The organism is Microbacterium sp. 77mftsu3.1 (assembly GCF_900100525.1).
Classification (GTDB): Bacteria; Actinomycetota; Actinomycetes; order Actinomycetales; family Microbacteriaceae; genus Microbacterium; species Microbacterium aquilitoris.
This window is the reverse complement of sequence record NZ_FNCR01000007.1, coordinates 58,309-77,960: the sequence shown is the minus strand read 5'-3', so window position 1 is coordinate 77,960 and position 19,652 is coordinate 58,309. Positions and strand designations below refer to the sequence as shown.

General features: G+C 68.0%; 25 protein-coding genes. 4 read left to right on the top strand and 21 right to left on the bottom strand.

Annotated elements, in window-relative coordinates:
- Nucleotides 1–56: 56 nt before the first annotated feature.
- From BLR68_RS17105 to BLR68_RS17075, 7 genes are read right to left on the bottom strand one after another with little or no spacing between them, the layout of a single operon-like run.
- Nucleotides 57–536: a prepilin peptidase gene (locus BLR68_RS17105; protein WP_018186269.1), complete on the bottom strand. Its 480-nt coding sequence runs from the start codon at nt 534–536 to the stop codon at nt 57–59.
- Nucleotides 533–2,986 (bottom strand): type II secretion system F family protein, encoded by a 2,454-nt coding sequence (locus tag BLR68_RS17100; protein WP_018186268.1) that lies wholly within the window; start codon nt 2,984–2,986, stop codon nt 533–535. Before BLR68_RS17100 ends, BLR68_RS17105 begins: the two co-directional genes overlap by 4 nt.
- Nucleotides 2,983–4,164 carry a type IV pilus twitching motility protein PilT gene (locus tag BLR68_RS17095; protein WP_018186267.1) on the bottom strand — a complete coding sequence of 394 codons (1,182 nt, stop codon included), beginning with the start codon at nt 4,162–4,164 and terminating at the stop codon, nt 2,983–2,985. The genes BLR68_RS17100 and BLR68_RS17095 overlap by 4 nt, the downstream gene beginning before the upstream one ends.
- Complete coding sequence (locus BLR68_RS17090) at nt 4,157–5,323, bottom strand: GspE/PulE family protein (protein ID WP_018186266.1); 1,167 nt, start codon at nt 5,321–5,323, stop codon at nt 4,157–4,159. The genes BLR68_RS17095 and BLR68_RS17090 overlap by 8 nt, the downstream gene beginning before the upstream one ends.
- Nucleotides 5,316–5,756 (bottom strand): hypothetical protein, encoded by a 441-nt coding sequence (locus BLR68_RS17085; RefSeq protein WP_018186265.1) that lies wholly within the window; start codon nt 5,754–5,756, stop codon nt 5,316–5,318. The genes BLR68_RS17090 and BLR68_RS17085 overlap by 8 nt, the downstream gene beginning before the upstream one ends.
- A complete protein-coding gene (locus tag BLR68_RS17080; RefSeq protein WP_143015831.1) occupies nt 5,753–6,730 on the bottom strand; it encodes a ParB/RepB/Spo0J family partition protein in 978 nt (325 codons plus the stop codon). The genes BLR68_RS17085 and BLR68_RS17080 overlap by 4 nt, the downstream gene beginning before the upstream one ends.
- Entirely contained in the window at nt 6,727–7,476 is a 750-nt protein-coding gene (locus BLR68_RS17075; RefSeq protein WP_018186263.1) for a hypothetical protein, read from the bottom strand. The genes BLR68_RS17080 and BLR68_RS17075 overlap by 4 nt, the downstream gene beginning before the upstream one ends.
- Before the next feature lie 495 nt (nt 7,477–7,971).
- On the opposite strand from BLR68_RS17075, the gene BLR68_RS17070 reads away from it, so the two are divergent.
- Complete coding sequence (locus BLR68_RS17070; RefSeq protein WP_018186262.1) at nt 7,972–8,217, top strand: hypothetical protein; 246 nt, start codon at nt 7,972–7,974, stop codon at nt 8,215–8,217.
- 43 nt (nt 8,218–8,260) lie between these two features.
- Nucleotides 8,261–8,638 carry a hypothetical protein gene (locus tag BLR68_RS17065; protein ID WP_143015830.1) on the top strand — a complete coding sequence of 126 codons (378 nt, stop codon included), beginning with the start codon at nt 8,261–8,263 and terminating at the stop codon, nt 8,636–8,638.
- Here the strand turns inward: BLR68_RS17065 and BLR68_RS17060 are convergent.
- From BLR68_RS17060 to BLR68_RS17050, 3 genes are read right to left on the bottom strand one after another with little or no spacing between them, the layout of a single operon-like run.
- Complete coding sequence (locus tag BLR68_RS17060; protein ID WP_018186260.1) at nt 8,635–8,895, bottom strand: hypothetical protein; 261 nt, start codon at nt 8,893–8,895, stop codon at nt 8,635–8,637. The genes BLR68_RS17065 and BLR68_RS17060 overlap by 4 nt on opposite strands.
- 40 nt (nt 8,896–8,935) lie before the next feature.
- A complete protein-coding gene (locus BLR68_RS17055; protein ID WP_018186259.1) occupies nt 8,936–9,553 on the bottom strand; it encodes a hypothetical protein in 618 nt (205 codons plus the stop codon).
- Nucleotides 9,550–9,861: a hypothetical protein gene (locus tag BLR68_RS17050; RefSeq protein ID WP_018186258.1), complete on the bottom strand. Its 312-nt coding sequence runs from the start codon at nt 9,859–9,861 to the stop codon at nt 9,550–9,552. Before BLR68_RS17050 ends, BLR68_RS17055 begins: the two co-directional genes overlap by 4 nt.
- Nucleotides 9,862–10,001: 140 nt before the next feature.
- Here BLR68_RS17050 and BLR68_RS17045 point away from each other — a divergent pair, with 140 nt between their 5' ends.
- Nucleotides 10,002–10,856, top strand: a complete 855-nt coding sequence (locus BLR68_RS17045) for a hypothetical protein (protein ID WP_018186257.1) — start codon at nt 10,002–10,004, stop codon at nt 10,854–10,856.
- Nucleotides 10,857–10,909: 53 nt separating this feature from the next.
- Here the strand turns inward: BLR68_RS17045 and BLR68_RS17040 are convergent, their stop codons facing one another.
- Complete coding sequence (locus BLR68_RS17040) at nt 10,910–11,203, bottom strand: hypothetical protein (RefSeq protein WP_018186256.1); 294 nt, start codon at nt 11,201–11,203, stop codon at nt 10,910–10,912.
- Between the two features lie 139 nt (nt 11,204–11,342).
- On the opposite strand from BLR68_RS17040, the gene BLR68_RS17035 reads away from it, so the two are divergent.
- Entirely contained in the window at nt 11,343–12,305 is a 963-nt protein-coding gene (locus tag BLR68_RS17035; protein WP_143015829.1) for a hypothetical protein, read from the top strand.
- A gap of 475 nt (nt 12,306–12,780) precedes the next feature.
- On the opposite strand, the gene BLR68_RS18110 is transcribed toward BLR68_RS17035, so the two are convergent.
- Genes BLR68_RS18110 through BLR68_RS16990 form a run of 10 tightly spaced genes read right to left on the bottom strand, consistent with a single transcriptional unit; the run spans nt 12,781 to nt 19,627 of the window.
- The gene (locus BLR68_RS18110; RefSeq protein WP_155904710.1) at nt 12,781–12,957 is read right to left on the bottom strand and encodes a hypothetical protein; all 177 of its coding nucleotides are present in this window, start codon (nt 12,955–12,957) and stop codon (nt 12,781–12,783) included.
- Nucleotides 12,954–13,457 (bottom strand): hypothetical protein, encoded by a 504-nt coding sequence (locus BLR68_RS17030; protein WP_143015828.1) that lies wholly within the window; start codon nt 13,455–13,457, stop codon nt 12,954–12,956. The genes BLR68_RS18110 and BLR68_RS17030 overlap by 4 nt, the downstream gene beginning before the upstream one ends.
- A complete protein-coding gene (locus tag BLR68_RS17025) occupies nt 13,450–14,493 on the bottom strand; it encodes a Fic family protein (RefSeq protein WP_018186252.1) in 1,044 nt (347 codons plus the stop codon). Before BLR68_RS17025 ends, BLR68_RS17030 begins: the two co-directional genes overlap by 8 nt.
- On the bottom strand, nt 14,486–15,037 hold the full coding sequence (locus tag BLR68_RS17020) for a type I-E CRISPR-associated protein Cas6/Cse3/CasE (RefSeq protein ID WP_018186251.1): 552 nt from the start codon (nt 15,035–15,037) through the stop codon (nt 14,486–14,488). Before BLR68_RS17020 ends, BLR68_RS17025 begins: the two co-directional genes overlap by 8 nt.
- Entirely contained in the window at nt 15,034–15,732 is a 699-nt protein-coding gene (cas5e, locus tag BLR68_RS17015; protein ID WP_018186250.1) for a type I-E CRISPR-associated protein Cas5/CasD, read from the bottom strand. Before cas5e ends, BLR68_RS17020 begins: the two co-directional genes overlap by 4 nt.
- Entirely contained in the window at nt 15,729–16,784 is a 1,056-nt protein-coding gene (locus BLR68_RS17010) for a type I-E CRISPR-associated protein Cas7/Cse4/CasC (protein ID WP_018186249.1), read from the bottom strand. The genes cas5e and BLR68_RS17010 overlap by 4 nt, the downstream gene beginning before the upstream one ends.
- Entirely contained in the window at nt 16,781–17,281 is a 501-nt protein-coding gene (locus BLR68_RS17005; protein WP_018186248.1) for a hypothetical protein, read from the bottom strand. The genes BLR68_RS17010 and BLR68_RS17005 overlap by 4 nt, the downstream gene beginning before the upstream one ends.
- Nucleotides 17,278–17,886: a hypothetical protein gene (locus BLR68_RS17000; RefSeq protein ID WP_143015827.1), complete on the bottom strand. Its 609-nt coding sequence runs from the start codon at nt 17,884–17,886 to the stop codon at nt 17,278–17,280. Before BLR68_RS17000 ends, BLR68_RS17005 begins: the two co-directional genes overlap by 4 nt.
- Complete coding sequence (locus tag BLR68_RS16995) at nt 17,883–18,098, bottom strand: hypothetical protein (RefSeq protein ID WP_018186246.1); 216 nt, start codon at nt 18,096–18,098, stop codon at nt 17,883–17,885. Before BLR68_RS16995 ends, BLR68_RS17000 begins: the two co-directional genes overlap by 4 nt.
- Nucleotides 18,099–18,106: 8 nt before the next feature.
- Nucleotides 18,107–19,627, bottom strand: coding sequence for a type I-E CRISPR-associated protein Cse1/CasA (locus tag BLR68_RS16990; protein ID WP_018186245.1), 1,521 nt, complete (start codon nt 19,625–19,627; stop codon nt 18,107–18,109).
- Between the last annotated feature and the right edge of the window lie 25 nt (nt 19,628–19,652).

Here is a 19,652-nt window from a genome sequence, read left to right as displayed (position 1 = left end):
CTCTACCTGGTAAAGGCCAGGCCCGAGCACGCACCTCTTTGGGGTGCGTTAGCGCGTCAGATGACGACGGCGGCGGCCAACGCGAACGCGGCGCCGACAGCGAGCGGCACGTCGCTCGAGCGCTGCCCGGCGGCCCACAGTGAGGAGATGCCCCACAGGAGGATGAGCAGCACTCCGAGGCGGGCGGTGGCGGCGTCTGCGGGCCCTGTGGCGGCGGCGGCGAGGGCGAGGGACGGGATCAGCTTCACGTCTCCCCCGCCCATCAGGTCGGCCGTCCACAGGGTCAGGAGGACAGCTGCGAGGACAGCGGCCATGAGGAGCGCGGTGACGGGTGCGCCGGCGGCTGTCCAGACGCCGGCCGCGGCGACGGCGGCCAGGAGTGAGATGCGATTCGGGATGGTGTGCCGGTAGGCGTCGGTGACCGCGGCGACCGCGGTGACACTCAGGAGGACGGCGAGGGTCGGGTGGAAACCCGCAGCGAGCGCAGCGGTCGTGGTGACTGCTGCGCTCGCTGTGGCGGTGGTGCGTTCGCTCATCCCTTGTAGCCGAGGGTGGCGCCGAAGATCTCCAGCGGGGGGACGGAGACGATGACACCGATGAGCATGAACAGGCCGGAGGAGATGGACGAGATGGTGCCGGCGGTCTTCTTGACGGACTGTTCGCCTTCGACCTTCGACTCGTCCTGGTAGATCTTCCGGAGGTTCTTCACGACCTGGACGGTCTGCCCGGACCGCTGACCGGTGGCGAGGATGCTGCGGGCCATGCGAGGGAACATGTCGTCGTCGAGGAACTGCGCGAACGTCTTCTCGCCTCGGGTGAGACCGTTCGCGACGATACGCAGGTGCCGCTTGACGGCTCGGTTGTTGAGGGCCGTCGCGGTGGAGATGAGCGCCTCACGTTCGGTGGAGCCGACGGAGAGGTAGCTGTCGATGGTGTTGAACATCTCGAACGCTGCCCCGGTGGACTCGCGCTTTCCGATGAGGGGCGCGTGGAGCTTGTACCGGTCGATGGCCAGGCGCACTCGCAGGGACGAGCGGCCGTGCGCGAACCACCAGATGGTCGTCAGGCCGACGGCGGCGAACAGGCCGATGAGGATGTACTGGACGACGGCGCTGAACACGACGATGAACTGGGTGAACGGGCCGACGGGCATGTCCATCGCTTCGTACATGCCGAGGAAGGCGGGGACGACGAACCAGGCGACGGCCAGCAGGGTGACCAGGGACGCGATGCCGAGCGCGATGGGCGAGATGATCGCGTTGCGCAGCTCCCGGGAGTTGTTGTTGCCGGCGTCCATGAGGTCCACGGCGGTGCGGAGGGAGGGTGCGGGCTTCGCGGTGGTCGCGCCGACCTTGAGCATGTTGTGGACGACGGCGGGCCAGAGCTCTTCGGGGGCGAACGCCTCGACGAGGGTCATGTTGTCCTTGACCAGTCGGTCGTAGATCCGGTCGAACGAGTCGCCGATGCGGTTGCCGGCGAACTCCTCGGCCATCATCTTGACGGCGTCGATTTCGGAGGGGCTGGACTCGAGGATGATGGCCAGCGACCGGATGGCGTTGGTGACTTCCAGCGGCTTGGGCTTGTTGGTGCCCTGCCAGAATCCTTCCTTGCCGCCGTTCTGCTTGATGGCGTCGCGGCGCTTCTGCTTCTTCGCCCACTCGGCCTGCGCCTTCTTCTCTCGCTTGGCCTTGCCCTTGACGTCGGCCTGCTCGATCTTCTCCTCTTCGAGGGCGTCCCGGTTCTCCTGCTTCTTCTTGGCGACGTCAAGCTTCTTCTGCTCTGCCTTGCGCTTGCGCTCGGCGGCCATGGCCTTGGCTGCGGCCTTCTTGTCGAGTCCGCGGCCGGCTGATGCGATCGCCTCCTGCTCGGCGAGCTTGGCGGCCTTCTCTGCTGCCTTCTTCGCTTCGCGCTTCTCAGCGGCGGTGAGCTTGCGCTCCGACTCGCCCTCGACGGTCTCGACCGCGTCGGCGGTCTCCGCCCAGGAGGGCGTCTCTGCGACGACGGCGCCGTCCCAGTTGGGCTGGTCGTTGGGGATCTCCTCCGAGGGCGCGTCGGTGCCGTCGGGAGTGTCGACGGTCTCGGTCCCCCGTCCGAGCTTCTTGCCGAGCTTGCTGAACCAGGTGTTCGCCTTGGTGAGGGAGGCGGGAACTTCGGGGAGCGGGTCGTCGAGCTCGACGTCGGCCGGCGCGTCCTCGTCGGCATCAGCCGTGGGGGCAGGTTCGGGCGCTGCTTCGGGCTCGATGTCGTCCCAGGCGAGGTCAGCGGAGTCGATCTCGGCGGGCGCGTCCACGGCAGGTGCCGCCCACTCGGTGGGAGTTGTGGCGGCCTCGACATCGGTCCACCAGGAGACATCGTCACCGTCGGTTTCGGCGGGCGCCGGGGTCTCGACGGGCACCTCGGGGGTGACCGTGTCGTCGGCGTCGAGTTCCGTGGTGTCCCACGGCGTGACGAGCTCAGCGGCGGGCTCTTCCGTCTCCGCGACGGGCTCCGGGGTGACCGGGAGGTCCGCCTCGGCCGGGGTCGCAGCCTGGTCGAGGAAGCTGGCGAGCCCATCCCATGCAGGTTCATCTTCCTCCGCCGGCTCCGGCGCGGACGGTGCGACAGGTGCTGCCTGCTCTGCCGGGGGCACCACGACGACGGCCACGGGAGGTGCGTCAGGGTCTGCGACGGGGGCAGCTTCGGCCGCGTCGACGACGACGACCTGGATGGGCGCGGGCGGTGCCGCGTTCTCCTGGGCGAGGTCGTTCAGCTCCGTGCGAATCCGCTCCGACGGGGCTACCGGCCCCAGGGGGTTCGACAGCGCCGGCGGTGCGGCGGGAATCTCGACGACCTTGGTGGGGTCGGCGAGGTACACCCACTGGCCGGGGGCGACCTCAGGGTCATGCTCGACGTAGTTGAAGCGCTCGACACCGGCAGCCTGCCGGTACTGCCGGCGGGTCAGGTGCGCGCGCTGCTCACGGCGGGTACGGGTTGTGGTGTCGCTCATGCGGGCAGCCCCAGAGAGTTCGTGATGCGGGCGTCGAGCTCCTCAGCGTTGATCGCGTTGTCGAGTGCGACCTCACGCGTAACCAACCCGGCCGTCACGAGCTTGAGGAGGTCGTCGTCCTTGGAGAAGGTGCCTTCGGCGCGGCGGATCTCGCTCGACATAAGGACCGAGCGGAGGTCACCGCCCGTTCCGGTCTCGCGGTCGCGGATCTTTCCCTGGATGACGGGGGTGACCGTCAGCATCTCGCGGACGGGGACAACCTTTCCGTCGGTGGAGGGGATGAGCTGCTGCACGATGACACCCTTGAGGCTTGTCGCCATCCGCTGGGCGACGTCGTTCTGCTCGTCGGAGGGGAACGCTCCGATGAAGGTGGAGATGGCCTCCGGGACGGCAGAGGCGTGGCTCGTGCCGATGACAAGGTGTCCCTCACCGGCCGATTCGAGGGCGGCGCGCTTGGTGAGGGGGTCGCGGAGCTCGCCGAGGAGGATGACGCCGGGCTTGGAACGCTTCGCGGTCTGCAGGCCCTGGTAGAACGAGTCCACGTCCGTGTGGATTTCGCGCTGGGTAACCAGGGATTCGGCCGAGGTGTGGATGAACTCCACCGGGTCCTCGAGCGTGTAGATGTGCCGGGACTGGGTCTTGTTGATCTCGTTGATGAGCGCGGCCATCAGCGTGGACTTACCCGAACCGGTCGGACCTTCCACGATGATGAGGCCGTCCTTGTTCTTGAGCACCATGTCGATGAGTGCTTGTGGGACGGGGTTGTTCTTGAACCGGGGGCTGGTAAGCGCCGGCGGCTCGGTGGGGAGGATTCGCACGTTCAGGGCGTAGTTCCCGTTCTTGCCGCGCTGACGACGCCACGTCATGCGCAGGCGCACGTCAGTGATGTCTCGCGCGATTTCGAGGGTGCCTTCCTTGCCCTTGAGGAGCTGGGTCGCGCCGCCGCGGGAGGCGCCGTACGCTTCGGCCCACAGCATGAGCATCTGGTCGCTCATGGGGATCTTCGTCCGGTTCTCGTGGTCGTTCTCGTGGACCCAGACCTGGTCGCCGCCGACGAACTGGATGTCGGAGCCGTCGGGGTACTTCTGGCGAGCCTCGGTGAGGATGCGTTCCATTTCGAGGCGGGAGTGAGCGACGAGCTTCTCGAGCTCTTCCTTTGTGGGCTTGCCGTTAGTCATGGCCGAGGACCCTTTCCACTTCTTCCTTCGAGGTGACGCCCTCGTTGATGAGCTCTTGTGCGGACTCCCGGAGCGTCCGCATGCCCGCCTCCCGCGCGATCGCCGTCAACTCGGAGGTGGACTTGTGATCGGCGAGCGCCATGGTGAACGTCTCGTCGAGGATGAGAACTTCGTGCACGGGCCGAACGCCGGCGAAGCCGGAGTTCAGGCAGTTCTCGCAACTACCCTGCGGAGTGCTCTTGGGGTTGCCGCCGCACACCTTGCAGTACGTGCGGACCAGTCGTTGACTGACGACGGAGCGCAGCTGAGCGCCGAGGGTGTAGGGCTTAGATTCGGCCAGATCCATGAGCTGGAGTACTGCTCCGACGGAGTCGTTGGCGTGGATGGAGGAGATGACCTGGGCTCCGGCGTTACCGATTTCCAGTGCCGCTGAGGCCTGGTCGTAGTTCCGGATCTCACCGATCATGAGGACTTCGAGGTCGGAGCGTCGAAGGGCCGTCAGCACGTCCGGCCAGCCGTTGTTCGCGTCGGCGTTGATGGAGATCTGCTCGACACCGTCGATGGTCAGCTCCACCGGGTCTTCGACGGCCCAGACGCTCTTGTCGGGCCCGCCGAGCGCTTCGAGCATCGCTCGGAGGAAGGTGGACTTTCCCGAGCCCATGGGACCGGCCACGACGGTGAGGCCGTTGGCGAAACCGAGGATGCGGTCGATGGCCGCGCGGGTGTGCCCGGTCATGTGGAAGTCGTCGAGGGTGAGGGCCCTACCGGTGGAGGGGATACGCAGCGACAGGGTCTCGCCGATGTGGGTCGGGAAGACGGCGACTCGAACGTCGTGGCGCTTACCGCCGTCCACGAACGTGTACAGGCCGTCTTCGCTCTTGATGGCCTTACCCGAGCCGATGCCGGAGTTCGCCTTGATGTTGGTGATGACCGTCTCTGCGCCGCGCCCCTTGAGGGCGGCGATGGGGCGCATGGTCCGGTTGACGCGTGCGTGGACGTGGAGGACGTGGCCTTCTCCGCCCTGGCCCGTTGCCGTGATTTCCGGGTCGCGGGTGAAGCGGAACTTCAGGTCCGACCAGCCCTGCTCGACCGCTGTGCGAAACAGCAGCGCGAGCCATTCCTGGGAGTTGCTGGTGTTCCGGAAGTCGATCTCAGCCATGGTCCGCCCCGGCCGAGAGCTGCTCCGCCTGGGCGGATGCCTCATGGAGCGCGGCGACGGCTTCGATGTCCTGCACGGCGACGAGGAGGACGTCGAAGACGCCGGCGCCCTTGGCGTGGGAGGAGAGGAGCTTCTGGCACGTGTCGCAGCGCAGTTCCCGTGGGGTGGTGCCGGAGACGAGCATGCGGTGGTCGCTGTCGTCGACGACGTGCTTCGCGCCGAGCGAGATGTTGTCCAGCAGCACCTGCGCGGGGTAGTCGGTGACCTGGGACAGGTGGATGTAGGCGGGGTTCAGGTCGCGGAGCACCTCGATGTGGACCTGAGCGTCCGTGCCGGCGAGGCCCTTGTAGAGGGCGTCGAACGTGTCGATGGTCGCTTCGGCGAACGCCGTGTAGATGTCGGCGGTGATCTCGGTCGGCTTTACGCGGTTCATTCGGGGGTCCCCTCTGTGATGGCGTCGCTGAGGTTGCGGGCAAGCTCAGCCATCTGGTGTGCATAGGCGCCCCATGCCTGACGCATGTCGGCGGTGAGGCTTTCGGTTTCGCGGAGTGAGCGTGCAGCCGCGGCTGCGCGGTTTCCCGCTTCGAGCAGGTCTTCTATGCGCGAGGTGTCGCGTAGGCACTCGTACGCGGCGACGGCGTCAGCGGATCGGGACCAGAGCGCGGCGATGGATTCCAGCTGCGCGGCACGCTCACCCTCGGGGAGAGAGTCGAGGTGGCGGGCCATGTTCAGCTGCGCGCCCTCGCCGGGGACGGACACCAGCGCCGGGTAGCGCTCGAGGGCTGCCGTAGCCTCAGCGACCAGTTGCACTTCGCGCAGCACCCGGTCCACCGGCAGGTGGTCGATGTCGATGCGGGTGAGTCCTTCGGCGGCCGCCCGGCGGACGATGAGGGGGCGGGCGGCGTCTTCGGCGATCGTGAAAATCTTGTCGACGCGGTCCATGGTGGAGCGGCTGACGCCGGTCTCCTTCGTCGCCAGCTCGCTCGTCCAGTTCTTCCGTCGCTCGGCGAGGGGGATGCCGTTGCGGTGGTGGATGGTGCGCTCGGCAAGGTCGCGCAGGCGCCGACGGGCGGCGGCGGCTTGAACGGGGGTGAAGTTCGTTCGGACCCCGTTGGCGGCCAGCTCGTGGCGGAGACGGTCGATGTCTGCGTCGCAGTCCGTGGCGGCCTGAATGATGACGGGGATGTCGGTGACACCGAGCTGGGACAGTGCGGCAAGACGCTGCAGCCCGTCCACCAGGACGTCGTGCTCGTCGATGACGATCGGGTAGATGAGCCCGAGGTCGCAGATGGATGCGACGAGCTCCGGGAGGGCGTCCTCCATGACGGGGCGAACCCGGTCGCGAATGAGGATGCTGGTGGAGTCGATAGTGCGGGTAGGGCGTACCCGGACGGCAACGGCGCTCACGGGCTCACCTGCAGCAGCTGCATGAGGCGGGTCGCTACGTGGGGTTCCATGACGGGTGCGGGGTGCCCGTCCGCGGTGAGGCGGAGGATGCCAGCGCGTCCGCCAGGGGTGCCGAGAACGATCTCGCACAGGGCCTTCCACTGCCCCACGCTCAGGTGGGTGCCCAGAAGGTCCCGGACGGCCTCGGCGCGGGAGAGTCGGGTGCGGATGTTGTCGGTGCTGGCGACGATGTCGGCGAAGACGTCCACGAAGATCGCACGGTCGTCCGCGGAGAGCCCCGCAGCCACGAGCACCTGCTCGAGGGCGGCGAGAGCCCGTGCCCCCTGGGCGGGAAGCTGGACGGGCGCGTCGTCGGTGTCTTCGAACGGGTCGATACCTCGGTCGAACCCGTCGAGGCCGACGATGAGGTCGAGGGCTGTGGCGTCGGTCCGGCGGGCGGCGGTGGTGGAGGTGACCTTCTTGGCGGCGGTTACCTCCCTGGCGAGAGCGTGGTGCACTGCGGTGCGGGTATAGGCCCACAGGTCGACGTTCTCGTCGACGATGAGCTCAGGGGCGATGGTGTGCCAGACCTCGAACGCGTAGGAGAGCGCGTCGGCGGGGTCGGCCTGGAAGTGGCGTGCGAGCGGGGTGAGCGCTGCGAGGGCGTCTTCGAGGACGAGTCGCGCTGCGGGAGTAGACCACCAGCGTGGTTCACGGGTCGCGCTATCGAGCGCGGTCCGCAGATCGGGGACAGCGGGCGTGGGCATGTGGGCAGGACCTTTCGGGCGGGTCGCCCTGTACCCTGCGGCGAAATGCCCTCAGGAACAGGTGCTCACCTATGCGCCCCGCCGCCCCGCGACGTCACCCGTCATTGGCGGGCACGCCAAGGCTGAACCAAGCCCGAAACCAAGCAGATTTGACCTGCTTTACCCAGGTCAGGACGGGTTCTTAGCGCTGCTGCCAAGATGTCCAAGCGCAGGAGGGTATCCATAGAGGGAAAAGAGAGTGCTCTGAGGGCCCTATACCTCTACTACTTACTTTTTCTTCTCATGTACTACAACTACTACTTGGCAGCCTTGGTGCAGCCTCCCGATCCCAGTGTTTACAAGGGCTCGAGCCAGCCAAGTAGACCTTGGCAGAGGCTGGTTGACGTTGGCATTTTCGACCTCACAGAGCCCCAAACGGGCCGCCTGTGGAGAACCCGCCGCGCATGGGGGAGCTACCCCGTACCCTTTCGGGAGCCCCATCCGCCGAGGAGACCCATGACCTCTATCGACCAGGCCGCCGCATCCGTCCCCTATCGCGGCGCCGGTGATGCACGGATCACCCCGCTCCACGACCAGGTCGCGGCGCTGGTGATGAAAGGCATCGCTCGCTGCCCCGTCACCGTCACCGACGGCGTTCGACATCAGAGCATGACGCCGCTGGTGGAGTCCATCACCGCGTTCATCCAAGACCGCGAAGCCGCCGGTGGCCAGAACGCCACGGCTCCGGTTCCGGAGCGTTGAGGGCTAGCGAGTGCATGCTGACCTGACAGCACAGGGGAGCGCCATGCCGGAACGTCAACATCGGATCCGTCAGGCGTTTGACCGGGTGGCATCTCGCGCTCTCGCCGCAGCAGGTCGCTTCAAGGTGGACCTCGGTCCCCTTCGAGACGGTGGGGCGGAAGCCGCGGCCGCCTTCGAGGATGTGGAAACCGTCCGCGCGGCCCTAAGCGATGGCACAGTCCCCCTGCCCGACCCTGCACCAACCGACGGCAAGCATGCGGCCCTCGGCACGTGCGAGCTCCTGAACGCCGCCGACCGGTACGTCACCCGCGAGAAGCGGGCGTCTGACCCCGAAGGGGTGGCGCTGGTGGCCGCGCTCGCGGCCCGGCTTCGGACGCTGAGCGCGCCGGTGGAGAAGGAAGCAGTCGAGCCGGAACGCTAGTCGGCGCTGGACGCGGGGAACGCGTCGGTCACCCAGATGTCCACGTCCGCCTCGTCGGCGTGCACCCACGTGTCCCCGGAGAACGAGGTCATCAGGCGGACCATGTAGCTCGTGCGGGTGGGGCGGAGGTTCGGTGCGACAGTGAGCTTGCCGATGACGACGGAACCGTCGGGGAAACTCAGTCGCAGGCGGGTGCCGCCGGCGAAGTCGTCTTCGACGATGTCGTCGTTCGTCCAGTCAGTGCGAATCCAGGCCATGCTCGCCTATGCGCTGGGCCGCCCGCACGCGGTGGTGAGCTCAGTGGGAGATGTCGTAGTCGATGTCGTCGAGGTCCTCGCCGCTGTCGGCGAGGCGGGTGAGCCTGCCGCGCGTTGCCCGCACCGCGGTGCGGGAGCTGAGCCGCCCGTCGGCGTTCACACGGTACTTCCGCTCGAACCGGCCCCTCCCCCACGTGGTTCCCCAGTCCTCCGGGGTGAGCTCGTTCTCGCACGGGGCGTAGAGCTTTCGCTGCCCACGGATGCGCCCGTCACGGTGCGTTGCGACCCCGGCAGTGCAGTAGTCCGCGTAGCGCCCGAGGGTGACCTCCCGGGTCACCTTCGCTCGGCGGGTGCGGCCGGTGTCGATGTAGTCCTTCGGGGACGAGCCCTTAGCGAGCGCCTGATGTGCGATCTTCTGCGCGGTGAGCATCTCAGAGCGGAGCGTGCCGGTGACCAGGTCGGGGCGCCAGCGCAGGATGATGGCGATCTGCATGACGATGGGCTCGTCCTGCCACTTCACCTTCCCGGACCGGTCGCGGACGACGCGGGTCTGCACCTTCGGCTTCCCGAACAGGGTGTGGTCGTGTCTGGCGAGAGCGGGTGCTCCGATGTCGTTGAGCTGCACGTAGTGCGGCGCGTGCTTATCGGTGCGGCTCACGACGTCGCCCCCTTCTCCCGATCGCGGATACCGCGAAGGCCCCGGCGCCAGGCGAGGGCGGCGAGGAGGTACGTTCCGGCCATCGTCACGGCGACAGTGGCGCCGGCGGTGGATCCGCTGGTGACGGCCGTGGTGAAGCTGAGGATGGCGAAGATGACCCCGATGAGTACGAGGTGGGGCGCGGCTTCGTAGAAGATGCTGTCCGCCGTGGCACGGTCGAGGCCGGCGTGGAGCTTCACGATGTCCACGACGGGTTTGACAGCCAGGGCGATGAGCATGACGGTGGCCGGGATGGCGAATGAGTCCATGCCTCTCCCATGCGCGGCCTATGAGGTGCGCATGTCGCCACTAGCCGCTAGGTTGACTGAATCACATGGCACGCGAGGCTGCAGGGGATCCAGTCCGCGCCAACTCATCGCTGTGCCACCGCACCATTCTGAGGGACCTCATGACCACAGCACCTCCCCCGTACGCCGGCCCGCCTGCACCGTCAGCACCGCCTGCTCCTCCCGTCCCGAAGAAGGGCGCGAACCCGGTCGGCATCATCGCCCTGGTCGCTGCTGTCGTGGGGTTCATCTTCGCGTGCATCCCCGGTGCACTCATCATCGGCTGGATCCTGCTGCCCATCGCGTTCATCCTGGGCCTTGTCGGAGTGTTCCTCGCGGGGAAGACGAAGTGGCAGGCCATCACCGCGATCATCGTGTCGGTCGTGGGGACGATCGTCGGCATCCTCGTCTTCGTCGTCGGCGTCAGCACCGCGATCGACGACGCGTTCGGCGGCACTGACACCACTGTCGGTTCGTCGACGACGGAAGAGACCACGGACGAGGCCGCCCCGGCCGCCGAGGAAGAGCCCGCTGAGGAGCCGGCCGCCGAGGTGGGAACCCGCGAGAACCCTGCACCGCTGGGTGCGCCCATCAAGAGCAACGACTGGACCGTCGTGGTCAACTCTGTCGACCTCGACGCGACCCAGGAGGTCGCTGCGGAGAACGAGTTCAACGAGGCCGCAGACGACGGGTCCGTGTACATCACCGTGAATGTGACGGCCACGTACACCGGCACCGACAAGGAGGGCCAGTACCCCGCAATGATCGGCATCGACTACGTCACCGCAGCGGGCGTCACTGTCGACCCGTACGCGAAGCTCGTCGTCGGCCCGAGCCAGCTCGATTCGCTCAACGTACTCTACGAGGGCGCATCGGCAACGGGTAACCAGACCATGCAGGTGCCGCTTCCGGTGGACGGCGTCATCGCCATCCGCCCCGGAATGGTCGCCGACAAGGTGTTCGTCGCCGTGAAGTGACCTGACACACGCAACAGAAGGCCGGGGTTCGCCCCCGGCCTTCTGTGTTTCCGCTACCGCCAGTCGACGATGTCGACGGGGATCGCCGGCGGGAGGGCGAGCTCAACCTCTGCGAGGCAGCGGAGGCATCCGAGGTAGGGAGTCTCGGTGTCCACGGGGTGCTCGTAGATCTCGTCGTCGTCCTCGTCGTACCGCTCCTCGAGGAAGAACGTGTCGTAGTGCAAGACGCCCGCGCGATGGCCGACGACGCCGCACACGACGATTTCGACCAGCTGCAGCCAGGTGCCGCGGACGGACTGGTCGCTGATGCGGTACCGGTCCGCGGCCGGTTGGAAGAAGCCGAGCATGAGCGCCCTATGCGCCCGGCCGAGACGGGCATGCCACGATGGATGGACCGCGCATGGATGTGGCATACCGCCCCTCATGCACGGAAGGCACCACGAGATGAACCAGTCAACGACACGCACGGTCGATGGAGTCCGGTATTTGACGTCCAAGCGGGCGGTGACCGACTTCTTCGAGCTCGCCAGCGCACACGGGCTCCCCTACCCGGCGGTGGTCGTCACCCGCGCCTCCACCGCCCCCGAGCCCTTCGTGCCCCTGGCTGACCTTCTCGACGCTGTCGGCGACCTCGCCGACGTCTACTTCCTCGACGCCCCCGTGGACGCACGCGATGTCCTCCGGGAACTGAAAGCCGACCGGCACGCCCTCGACATCTACGGCGGAGCGACCCGCGTGTACCCCGCAGGCATGGGTGACACGTCCGGTCCGTTCATCTCCCGCGACCCCGACGACGGTGCCCGCACGGTCCAGAAGGTCGCCCGCTACCTCCGCAACGCGAAGCAGAACCGCGGCTCCACCTCGTACACGACGACCACCGGTGACGCCGCCGATACCGTCCACCGTGAGAGCGACACCATCCGGGCCATTGCGCTCCACGCCGACAACACCGCGCTGCAGGCAGAAGTCACCCGCCTCACGAACGAGCTGGACTCCCTCCGAGCGAAGACGTCCAAGGCGCGGGTCGGCCGGCCCATCGCCCCCGCTGCTAGGACTGACCGGCGGATGTTCATGGATGCCAGCGACGAGGTCCGCTTCCGAGTCATGGCACTGTGGGCGGAGCAGACCACCCCGCAGGAGAAGATCGACGCACCCCTCCCCCGCTACACGTTCGGGGACGAGTTCGCCTCCTCCCTCGAGACCCTCGCCGCCACGAGCCCCGTCCTGTTCGACAAGGTCGCCCGGTGCATCCTCCGCATCCTCCTCGGCCAGGACCGTGACGGTCACAAGCTCGACCTGTCTGGTCGCACCCGCGAGGACGGCGCTGTGCCCTGGCGTTCGTACGTGGAGCAGTCCACTGCCAGCGCCCGACGCCTGCACTTCTGGCGGCTTCCCGGCGGCGGCATCGAACTGTCCCGCGTGGTGCTCCACGACGACTACACCCCGTGACGCTGCCAGATCCGTACCGGAATCGGTACGGTTCTGACACGACGAAGACCCCGCCTGGGCCCAGGCGGGGTCTTCGTGTTGCGGGCCCATGAGGCCTGCGTTCGCTCCGTCCGGAGCGGGATGTGATGACGAGAAGCCGGAGAGGTATTCCCTCACTCGGCCTCTCGCCGCTGGCAGGCGGTGCCACCGCCTGGCGCCTCCGCAGGTCTTCGCCGACGGTCGGCTACGTGAGGCCCTTCGCTGGCTGGCGTTCGGGTGCTCTCCTCGTCCCCGGTCAGCAGTTCCGGGATTCTCCCCCTCTGCTCCTTCTCGGATACGTCGGGGCGTCGCAGGAGCACAAGCCCCCACGCGGGTTAGGTAAACCGGCAGCCGGCCGAAGCGAGCCGCCAGTGGCAGAGGCCGGCTTCCACGGTCCGGGGCCCAAACGCCCCAGGCAGGTTCACCACGACACCTCGATGTCGTGCGTGCTCATCCTCTATGCGCGGTTCCTGCAGCACTCGCGACCGTGCACCCGGTGGTGCTCACGGACGACGGGGATGACCTCGATGGCGCGGATGCTGAGCTCACCGCAGATGCGGCGCTTCCCGTACCCCTCGACGTGGAGGCGGGCGATGGCCTGCTCGGTCGTCTCGGTGTCGTCCATGTGCGTCACGCCGCGGTCCGCTCCGCGATCCACGCGTTCAGGGAGGCGATGTTCTGCGCCCGGCCGCCCCCGCGGCGTTCGGCCTGGAAATCCTCTGGGCTGATGCCGGCGTCCAGTGCTCGCGCACGGTCTTCCTGCCGGGGGCGGGTGCGGGGCTGCTCCGCCGGACCCTTGATGCCGTTGGCGTGGAGAACTTCCCGGACGATCGTCCTGGTGAGGTCCATGCTGCGGGCGATGTCTCGGGCGCTCTCGCCCCTGCGGTTGCGCTTGAGGACGCCCTTGACGTCAAGCTTCTCGTAGTCGACACCCTTCCGGCGACACAGGCGCTCGAGCTCGTTGCGGGGCTCCGGCCGGGGTGTGAAGGTGTTGTGCTCGGTGGCGTGCGTCTCCGCCTCGCAGTACGGGCCGAGGCCGTCGGCGCCCAGGCAGGGGCAGCCGGCGTGGTGACAGCAGCCAGCGAAGTTGGTGTGCACCATCTCGGAGTGCCCGCAGGCGCTGCAGTTAAACACGGAGGTCGTCCTTCCACTTGCCCTCGTACTGGGTGCCGAGGGTTCCGTCCTCTGTTATGCGCAGCCAGGTGCTCAGGATGGGGACATACCCGTAGACGGTGTCGGTCCCAAGGTTCTCGGAGACGGCGATGATGGTGCCGCCCGCGATGAGCTCATCGAACTCGGCATGCAGTCGTTTCGCGTTCGAACGGAGGATGCGTGCGCGCGTTCCGATGGGCACGTTGTACGCGCGCCCAGCTGCGGTCGTGTAGACGGGGATCCCGTCGAGCAGGTGTTCGTGCGCGGACCAGTAGTCACCGGTCTCCTCGGCGATATCCCACCCGGCGGCCGCGGCCCCGGCGACAAGGTCCACGATCGGTCCGGCGTCCCCGAGTCGGATGTCACGCAGCGCGTCGTAGTACGACTGTCGGTGCCGGAGCAGGAACGGGGAGATGGGTAGGCCCAGGTGGCCAGAGAGCAGCGCTCTCCCGATGCGGCCGTTGCCGTCGGGGTACGGGTGGATGCTCTCGAACTGAGCGTGAGCGATCGCCGCGGTGAGCACTGTGGTCCGGTGAGAGTGCACGAACTCGACGAGGTCGTTCATGAGTGCGCTGATGCGCGGCGGTGCGGGTGCGACGTGGTCGCTGATGCGGACGTTCACCTGCCGGTAGCCGCCGCCGTAGGACGCGGTCCCCTGCCCCCTCATGAGGCGGGTGTGCGCGAGACGGTGGTCCCCGTAGGTCGCCCGGCCGAAGCGGGCGTCGGTGATGGCACGGATGTTCGCAGCGACCGCGCGACCGGCGGGGGTGACCAGCGGATGCCGCGGCTGCCAGAACGCGAGGGTCGCCTGCGTGACCGAAGCGCGGATGCTCTCGATGGCACTGGAGGTGACGGCGTCCACGAGGATCGCCCCGAAGCTGAGTACCGGAACATCGACCCCGTCGAGGGGGAACGTCACCGGCGGCAGCGGCTGGCCGGCCAGGGGTGGCACGACGGCGGTCGGGATGCGCTCAACACGCTCGAGGAGGGTGGGCCTGCGGGGGATGACGTCAGCCATAGGGGTTCATCCACATCATCCCGCACCCGAACGCTTTGGACCGGCCGACGCCGGTGCGCAGAAGCTCCGCGAACGCGTTCTCGTCGGTGACGGTGAACTGGGCGAGGATGGCGACCTGGCTCAGGCCCGCCCCGCGGCGCCGGTCCCGGTACTGGCCGAGGACCTCCGCTCCCACGAGTTCCGCGGCGTGGGCACTCCGTGCGCGCAGCCACTGGATCGGGTCGCTGACGGGGACAGCGCGGCCGCGAACGCGCGCGACGGTGTCGGCGACGACGGTCACCGAGATGGTGTCCCCTTTGGAGAAGACCAGCTCGACGTTCAGCTCCGCCGCATCCTCGGGGAGGTCGGTGGGGGCGGTGTCGCCGGTGACGAGGATCCCGTTCTGCGACCGCATCCAGAGGATGTTCGCGCCGGCGCGCTTCTCCCCCGCCTCTCCGGGAAGGTCGGCGGACGCCCACAGGCTCATCGTCAAGCGGTGGATGTCGTCTGCATCCCCGGTGGCGCCGGGCAGGATGGCGCCGTGGCGAGTGACAGTGACGGTCATGGTTTCCAGTCCTTCAGAGGTTCGAGGGTGCGCGGCACGTCTATGCGGGCAACCTGGGTTGCTCGGTACTGCTCCACCCGGAACACCGGCAGCGCGCGTCCGGCGCCCGCGGTGGAGGGGAGCGCGGTGAGGACGTCGACACCGTCACCGTCCCGGGTCCCCAGATGGAAGGGGAACGTTGGCGCACACTTGGCCCGCCCGAGGTACATGGGGAACACCGGCCGGTAGGCCGCCGCGGCGACACGCTCCACCAGGGCTGGGGCGCCGGAGACGGCAAGGATGAACTCTGCATCGGCGAGGTAGAGGCGGCGGGTGACGAGAGACTCCACGGTCTTCTTCGAGCTCAGCCACACTCGGCCGTTCATGAGCGGCACCACGAAGTCGGTTCGCGGTACTTTGGTCGCGCTTTCACCGATCATCCTCGTCCGCGCGCGAGTCTCCGCGACATCCGCCGGCGGCCCGGTCACGGTGTGGAAGTCCTCCATCACCGTGCCCGCACGGTCCACCCTGACGTGGAACGTCAGGTCTTCCAGGGCGCTCTCGTGTTCCCCGCGGGGGACGCCGAGCGCGGCTGCCAGCAGGCCGGTGATGCCGCTGCGAGTGGGAAGCTTCTCCGTCGGCCGCCAGCGGTGGCTTGCAGGGCCACCCCACGACTGCTGGGACGCCGCGAGCCGCAGCAGCAGGGTGCGGGTCATGCTCCTGCCCGGATGTGGCCGAGCACGAAGTCGGTGAACCCGGCCAGACTTCCCGTCACAACACCAGGGAGGTGGCGGGCGGCTTCGGTGCCGGTGTAGAACCGTTCGCCGAACAGGTCCGGGTCGAACGCCTCGGCGTCAGCGGCCTTGTTCAGGAGAGCGGTGATGCTCGCGTCCAGGTACCCGGTCTCGGAGGCGGTGACGGGCGCGTGGAAGTCGTAGGCGACACGGTGAGCTTGCGGTTCAGCGATGACGAGGGCCGGGAGGGTGTACGGCGCGCTTCCGGCTGCCCGCCCGCTCGGGAGGGCGAGGGTGAGGCCGCGGATGAGGTGGCGCAGCTCCGCCTCGGCTTCTGCGGTGGCCAGGTCCAGGTCCCAGTTCCGGGCGAGCTGGGCACGGTCGATAGTGAACGACCGGTAGTAGACGCCGGTGGTCTGCATGGTGAAGCCGAGCTGCCCTGCCCCGCCGTGGCCGGCAACGTCGTCGACGGCGGCGAAGTAGTCCAGCTCGATGGTCGCGGCATGGGTGGTCGTCGAATCGCTCACGGCGATGGCAGCAGGGGTGCTCAGGCCCGGGGCGTTGGCGAACATCCGCCCGAACGCGGCGATGGCCAGCGACCGGGTGGAGGTGGCCTGGACGACGTCGGCGTCTTCGCGGCCGTTCACGAACGCGTGCGCGACCCGTTCGATCTCATCAGCGCTGAGCCAGACGATGGTGTCCTTCCGGTCGTCCTTCTCGGTGTCACGGGTGAGGACGGCGACGCGTGTGGCGATCGCTTCGGCCGTCTTCTTCGGTACCGACTTCCCCATCAGCTCTTCAACGCGGGCGATGACGACGTCGGCGGCGACCTTGGTGCGCACGCTCTGAGCGTCCCGCTCAACCTGCCGCTCGAACTCGACACGTGCGGCGCGCTTGAGGGACTGGGAGGACAGGCGGGCACGGGTGACGCCACCTTCGACGACCTGCTTGGGCGCTCCGTTCTCGTCCCGGTTCAGGTTGTGCGACGGGAGGGCGGTCAGGGTATGGACGGTCAGGTACGGGTGGGTGCTCATGGGGTCTTCCGGGGTCGGGCGGGGGTGTCTTCTCCATGCGCGGCGGCGGCGTGGAAGTCGACCAGCAGACGTGCGCGCTGAGCGACCGGGGTCTCATCCCAGCTGGTGATCAGCTCAGCGAAAGCGACGAGGTTGCAGGCGGGGGTCCGCATGAGTAGCCCGCCGAGGATGCGTGCTGCGCCCTGCTGGTCGAGCCCGATGGCGGCGGCGACGGCATCCGCGGGAGATGCCGCATCGAGTGTCGTCAGTGCCCGTCCGACAGTGACGGTGGGGTCGTGGCGGGTGTCGCGGGCACGTGCGATGTAGCTGAGGGCGACGAGGGTGGGGACCCGCAGGTGCTCCGGGGTCGTGCTGAGCTTCCGAACGAGGGTGGGGTGGGCCGCGGCGTGCGCCGCCATCTGCCGGTCGCTGCTTCTGGCGATCGCGGCGACGACGCCTCGGGCATGGCCTGACTCGCGGAGAGCAAGGAGCCAGTGCGTAAGGTGGCCGGCGTTCATGCGACCTCGAAGTGGTTCGCGCCCGAGAGCAGCGTCGCCCCGCAGTACTCGACGAGCTCGAGGGCGAGGAGCTCGTCGAGGGTGATCTCCTGAGCATCGAGGACCTGCTGGACGGTGTCGCGGGTGCCCGGCTCGTAGAGGTAGTCCCGCTGGACAGCGGCTGCCATCTCCGGAAGGGACAGCCCGTTGTACGCGGTGCGGTGGAGACGCATCCCGGTCTCAGACAGCTGGAAGACGGTGCCGGTGCTCGTGGCCACCTGGTAGCCGGCGGGCGCAACGCTGAGGACGTCAAGGATGCCGTGCGGGACAGGCATGATGTTCGCGAAGTGGTGCAGCTCGACGTCGAGGGGTAGGAGGGTCATCGCCCCGGAGATACACATACGACCGAGCATCTCCGTGACCGCGTGGGACGGCGCGATGAGGGGCCTAGCCGGCGAGGTGTCCAGGAGGAACTTCGCCTCCCGTGCGGTGACCTCCGCTGTGCGCGCACCGCCTGCGAACTCGACACGAATCTGTCGTCCGTCGCGGGCGAGGTTACCGAGGCGGAACGCGCGGACCCCTTCGCCGAGGCGGATCTCGGTGTACTGCTTCACGGGTGTGTTCACGCGAACCACTCCCGACGTTCGAGCTCGGCGCGCATCTGCCGAGCGAGAGGGACGACGTGACCGAGGTGTGCCTGAGGGGTGTCGTACCCGGCAGGGCCGGACACCTTGCTCTTCGGGAGCCGGTTCGCCTTCTTCTGCCACCGCCAGACGCGGTGGAGGGTTCGCGTGTACGCACGCTGGAGCTTGCGTGTGCTGAGGTCTCGGGGGTTCACGCCGTCGCCTATGCGCTACTGCGGGCGGTGTTGGCGACGCGCCGTTCGACGTGGGCGATCGCCGCGGCGATGCCGTCCCGCTTGGTGTCGGGGTCACTGCTGTCCAGGGCCCGGACGGTGCGGCTGTTCAGGTAGGGGCTAACGAACCGTGAGAACGCTGATGCGGCCACTGCGGCGAAGGCTTCCGCGTGGGCGCGCTCGAAGGCGGGCGCGTGGATGATTTCGTCCAGGACGGGCTCTGCCTCCTGGCAGAACGCCGCGAACAGCCGGTCGTGGAGGGGGTCGGCTGCTTTCTTCCCGAGGGCCATCTTCAGCCCGACGTACAGGGTCGTCTTGATGGGCAGGATGGTGGTCGCGGTGAGAGAGTTCAACCGGGAGATGACCGACGCTCCGGTGACCTCCGACGCTTCGGTGACCCGGGCGACGTAATCGAACTCGGGGGCTTTGGTCCCGCTCACGCGGATGGCGAGGACGTCACGGGAGGGGACTTCGATGAGCCCCGGCTCCATGGGCCGAGCGCCGGTGTGCTTCTGGTCGGCGGCGTACCACTGGACCATCCACTGCAAGGTGGACGCGGAAGGGTGAAGTGCTCGGATGGGAGTGACCTCGCTCGTCTCCTCCCCCGCTTTCACGATCGCGCGGCGCGGGATGGTCGGGTCGGCGCGCCAGAACGCCTTCTCGATGCTCGAGGCGTAAGGGCTCGGCTTCTCCTGCGGGGCGCCGGGGATGCGCCGACCACCGACCATGACCCCGACGGGAACGCCGTTCTCCCACGCGAGCCGGTAGACCGAGCCGGTCCACGTGGAGGTCGTGAGAGGTGCGGTGGGGAGTACCTCACCGGTCGTTGCCCACAGGGGCAGGTTCTTTGTACGTCCGCCGGCCAGGTGTGATTCCATCGTGTTGGCCAGGAGAGTCTCGGCGAGGTTCCGCCCTCGCGCGAAGACGCGGAGCCCGTGGTTGTAGAGCCCCAGCGTCCCCCTGGGCCGCCATGTCTGTTCAGGTCGGTCGCTGTACGCGCCGACGGCCATGCCGCCCATCCCGGGCGAGAAGTACCAGCTGACCACGAGCCCCTGCACGATGCGGGAGAGGGTGCCGGCGTCGCGGTGGACGGTGTCTCCCTCCTTGCCCCACCATGCCTTGCTGTCGACGCCTGGAGCCAGGTGCAGCCATTCCAGTGACGAAGGCTTCTTGTCCATCAGAAGGGGCTCCTGCATGAACGGAGTGTCCGGGTGGGAGAGCCAGAGGTGACTGGCGATACTGCCGAGGGCCGTGTCGATGTGGGAGGCGGGGATGCCGGTGTCTGCCCACTCGTCGAAGTCAGCTCGGCGGTCTTCCCGGGCGATGAGGGCGGTCACCGAGGGAAGGAACCGCATCAGCGCAGCCCACGTCAGCGGCTCGGCGTGCACCTCACGGATGCGGTGCGCCTGCTCGAGGAGAGGCTGCAACGCGAGGGTGGCCGTCGTGCCGTCGAGGTAGGCGACGGGGATCCACGGGATGTCGCGGCGGAGGTCATGGGAGGGCGTGCTCACCCGAGGCCTATGCGCTCACCGGAAT

Coding starts and splice junctions, on each gene's coding strand:
- BLR68_RS17045 (WP_018186257.1), top strand. CDS start 10,002: ATGACCACAGCACCTCCCCCGTACGCCGGCCCGCCTGCACCGTCAGCA.
- BLR68_RS17095 (WP_018186267.1), bottom strand. CDS start 4,164: ATGACTAACGGCAAGCCCACAAAGGAAGAGCTCGAGAAGCTCGTCGCT.
- cas5e (WP_018186250.1), bottom strand. CDS start 15,732: ATGACCCGCACCCTGCTGCTGCGGCTCGCGGCGTCCCAGCAGTCGTGG.
- BLR68_RS17075 (WP_018186263.1), bottom strand. CDS start 7,476: ATGCCCACGCCCGCTGTCCCCGATCTGCGGACCGCGCTCGATAGCGCG.
- BLR68_RS17105 (WP_018186269.1), bottom strand. CDS start 536: ATGAGCGAACGCACCACCGCCACAGCGAGCGCAGCAGTCACCACGACC.
- BLR68_RS17085 (WP_018186265.1), bottom strand. CDS start 5,756: ATGAACCGCGTAAAGCCGACCGAGATCACCGCCGACATCTACACGGCG.
- BLR68_RS17060 (WP_018186260.1), bottom strand. CDS start 8,895: ATGGCCTGGATTCGCACTGACTGGACGAACGACGACATCGTCGAAGAC.
- BLR68_RS17070 (WP_018186262.1), top strand. CDS start 7,972: ATGACCTCTATCGACCAGGCCGCCGCATCCGTCCCCTATCGCGGCGCC.
- BLR68_RS17065 (WP_143015830.1), top strand. CDS start 8,261: ATGCCGGAACGTCAACATCGGATCCGTCAGGCGTTTGACCGGGTGGCA.
- BLR68_RS17010 (WP_018186249.1), bottom strand. CDS start 16,784: ATGAGCACCCACCCGTACCTGACCGTCCATACCCTGACCGCCCTCCCG.
- BLR68_RS17025 (WP_018186252.1), bottom strand. CDS start 14,493: ATGGCTGACGTCATCCCCCGCAGGCCCACCCTCCTCGAGCGTGTTGAG.
- BLR68_RS17100 (WP_018186268.1), bottom strand. CDS start 2,986: ATGAGCGACACCACAACCCGTACCCGCCGTGAGCAGCGCGCGCACCTG.
- BLR68_RS17020 (WP_018186251.1), bottom strand. CDS start 15,037: ATGACCGTCACTGTCACTCGCCACGGCGCCATCCTGCCCGGCGCCACC.
- BLR68_RS17005 (WP_018186248.1), bottom strand. CDS start 17,281: ATGAACGCCGGCCACCTTACGCACTGGCTCCTTGCTCTCCGCGAGTCA.
- BLR68_RS17090 (WP_018186266.1), bottom strand. CDS start 5,323: ATGGCTGAGATCGACTTCCGGAACACCAGCAACTCCCAGGAATGGCTC.
- BLR68_RS17050 (WP_018186258.1), bottom strand. CDS start 9,861: ATGGACTCATTCGCCATCCCGGCCACCGTCATGCTCATCGCCCTGGCT.
- BLR68_RS17040 (WP_018186256.1), bottom strand. CDS start 11,203: ATGCTCGGCTTCTTCCAACCGGCCGCGGACCGGTACCGCATCAGCGAC.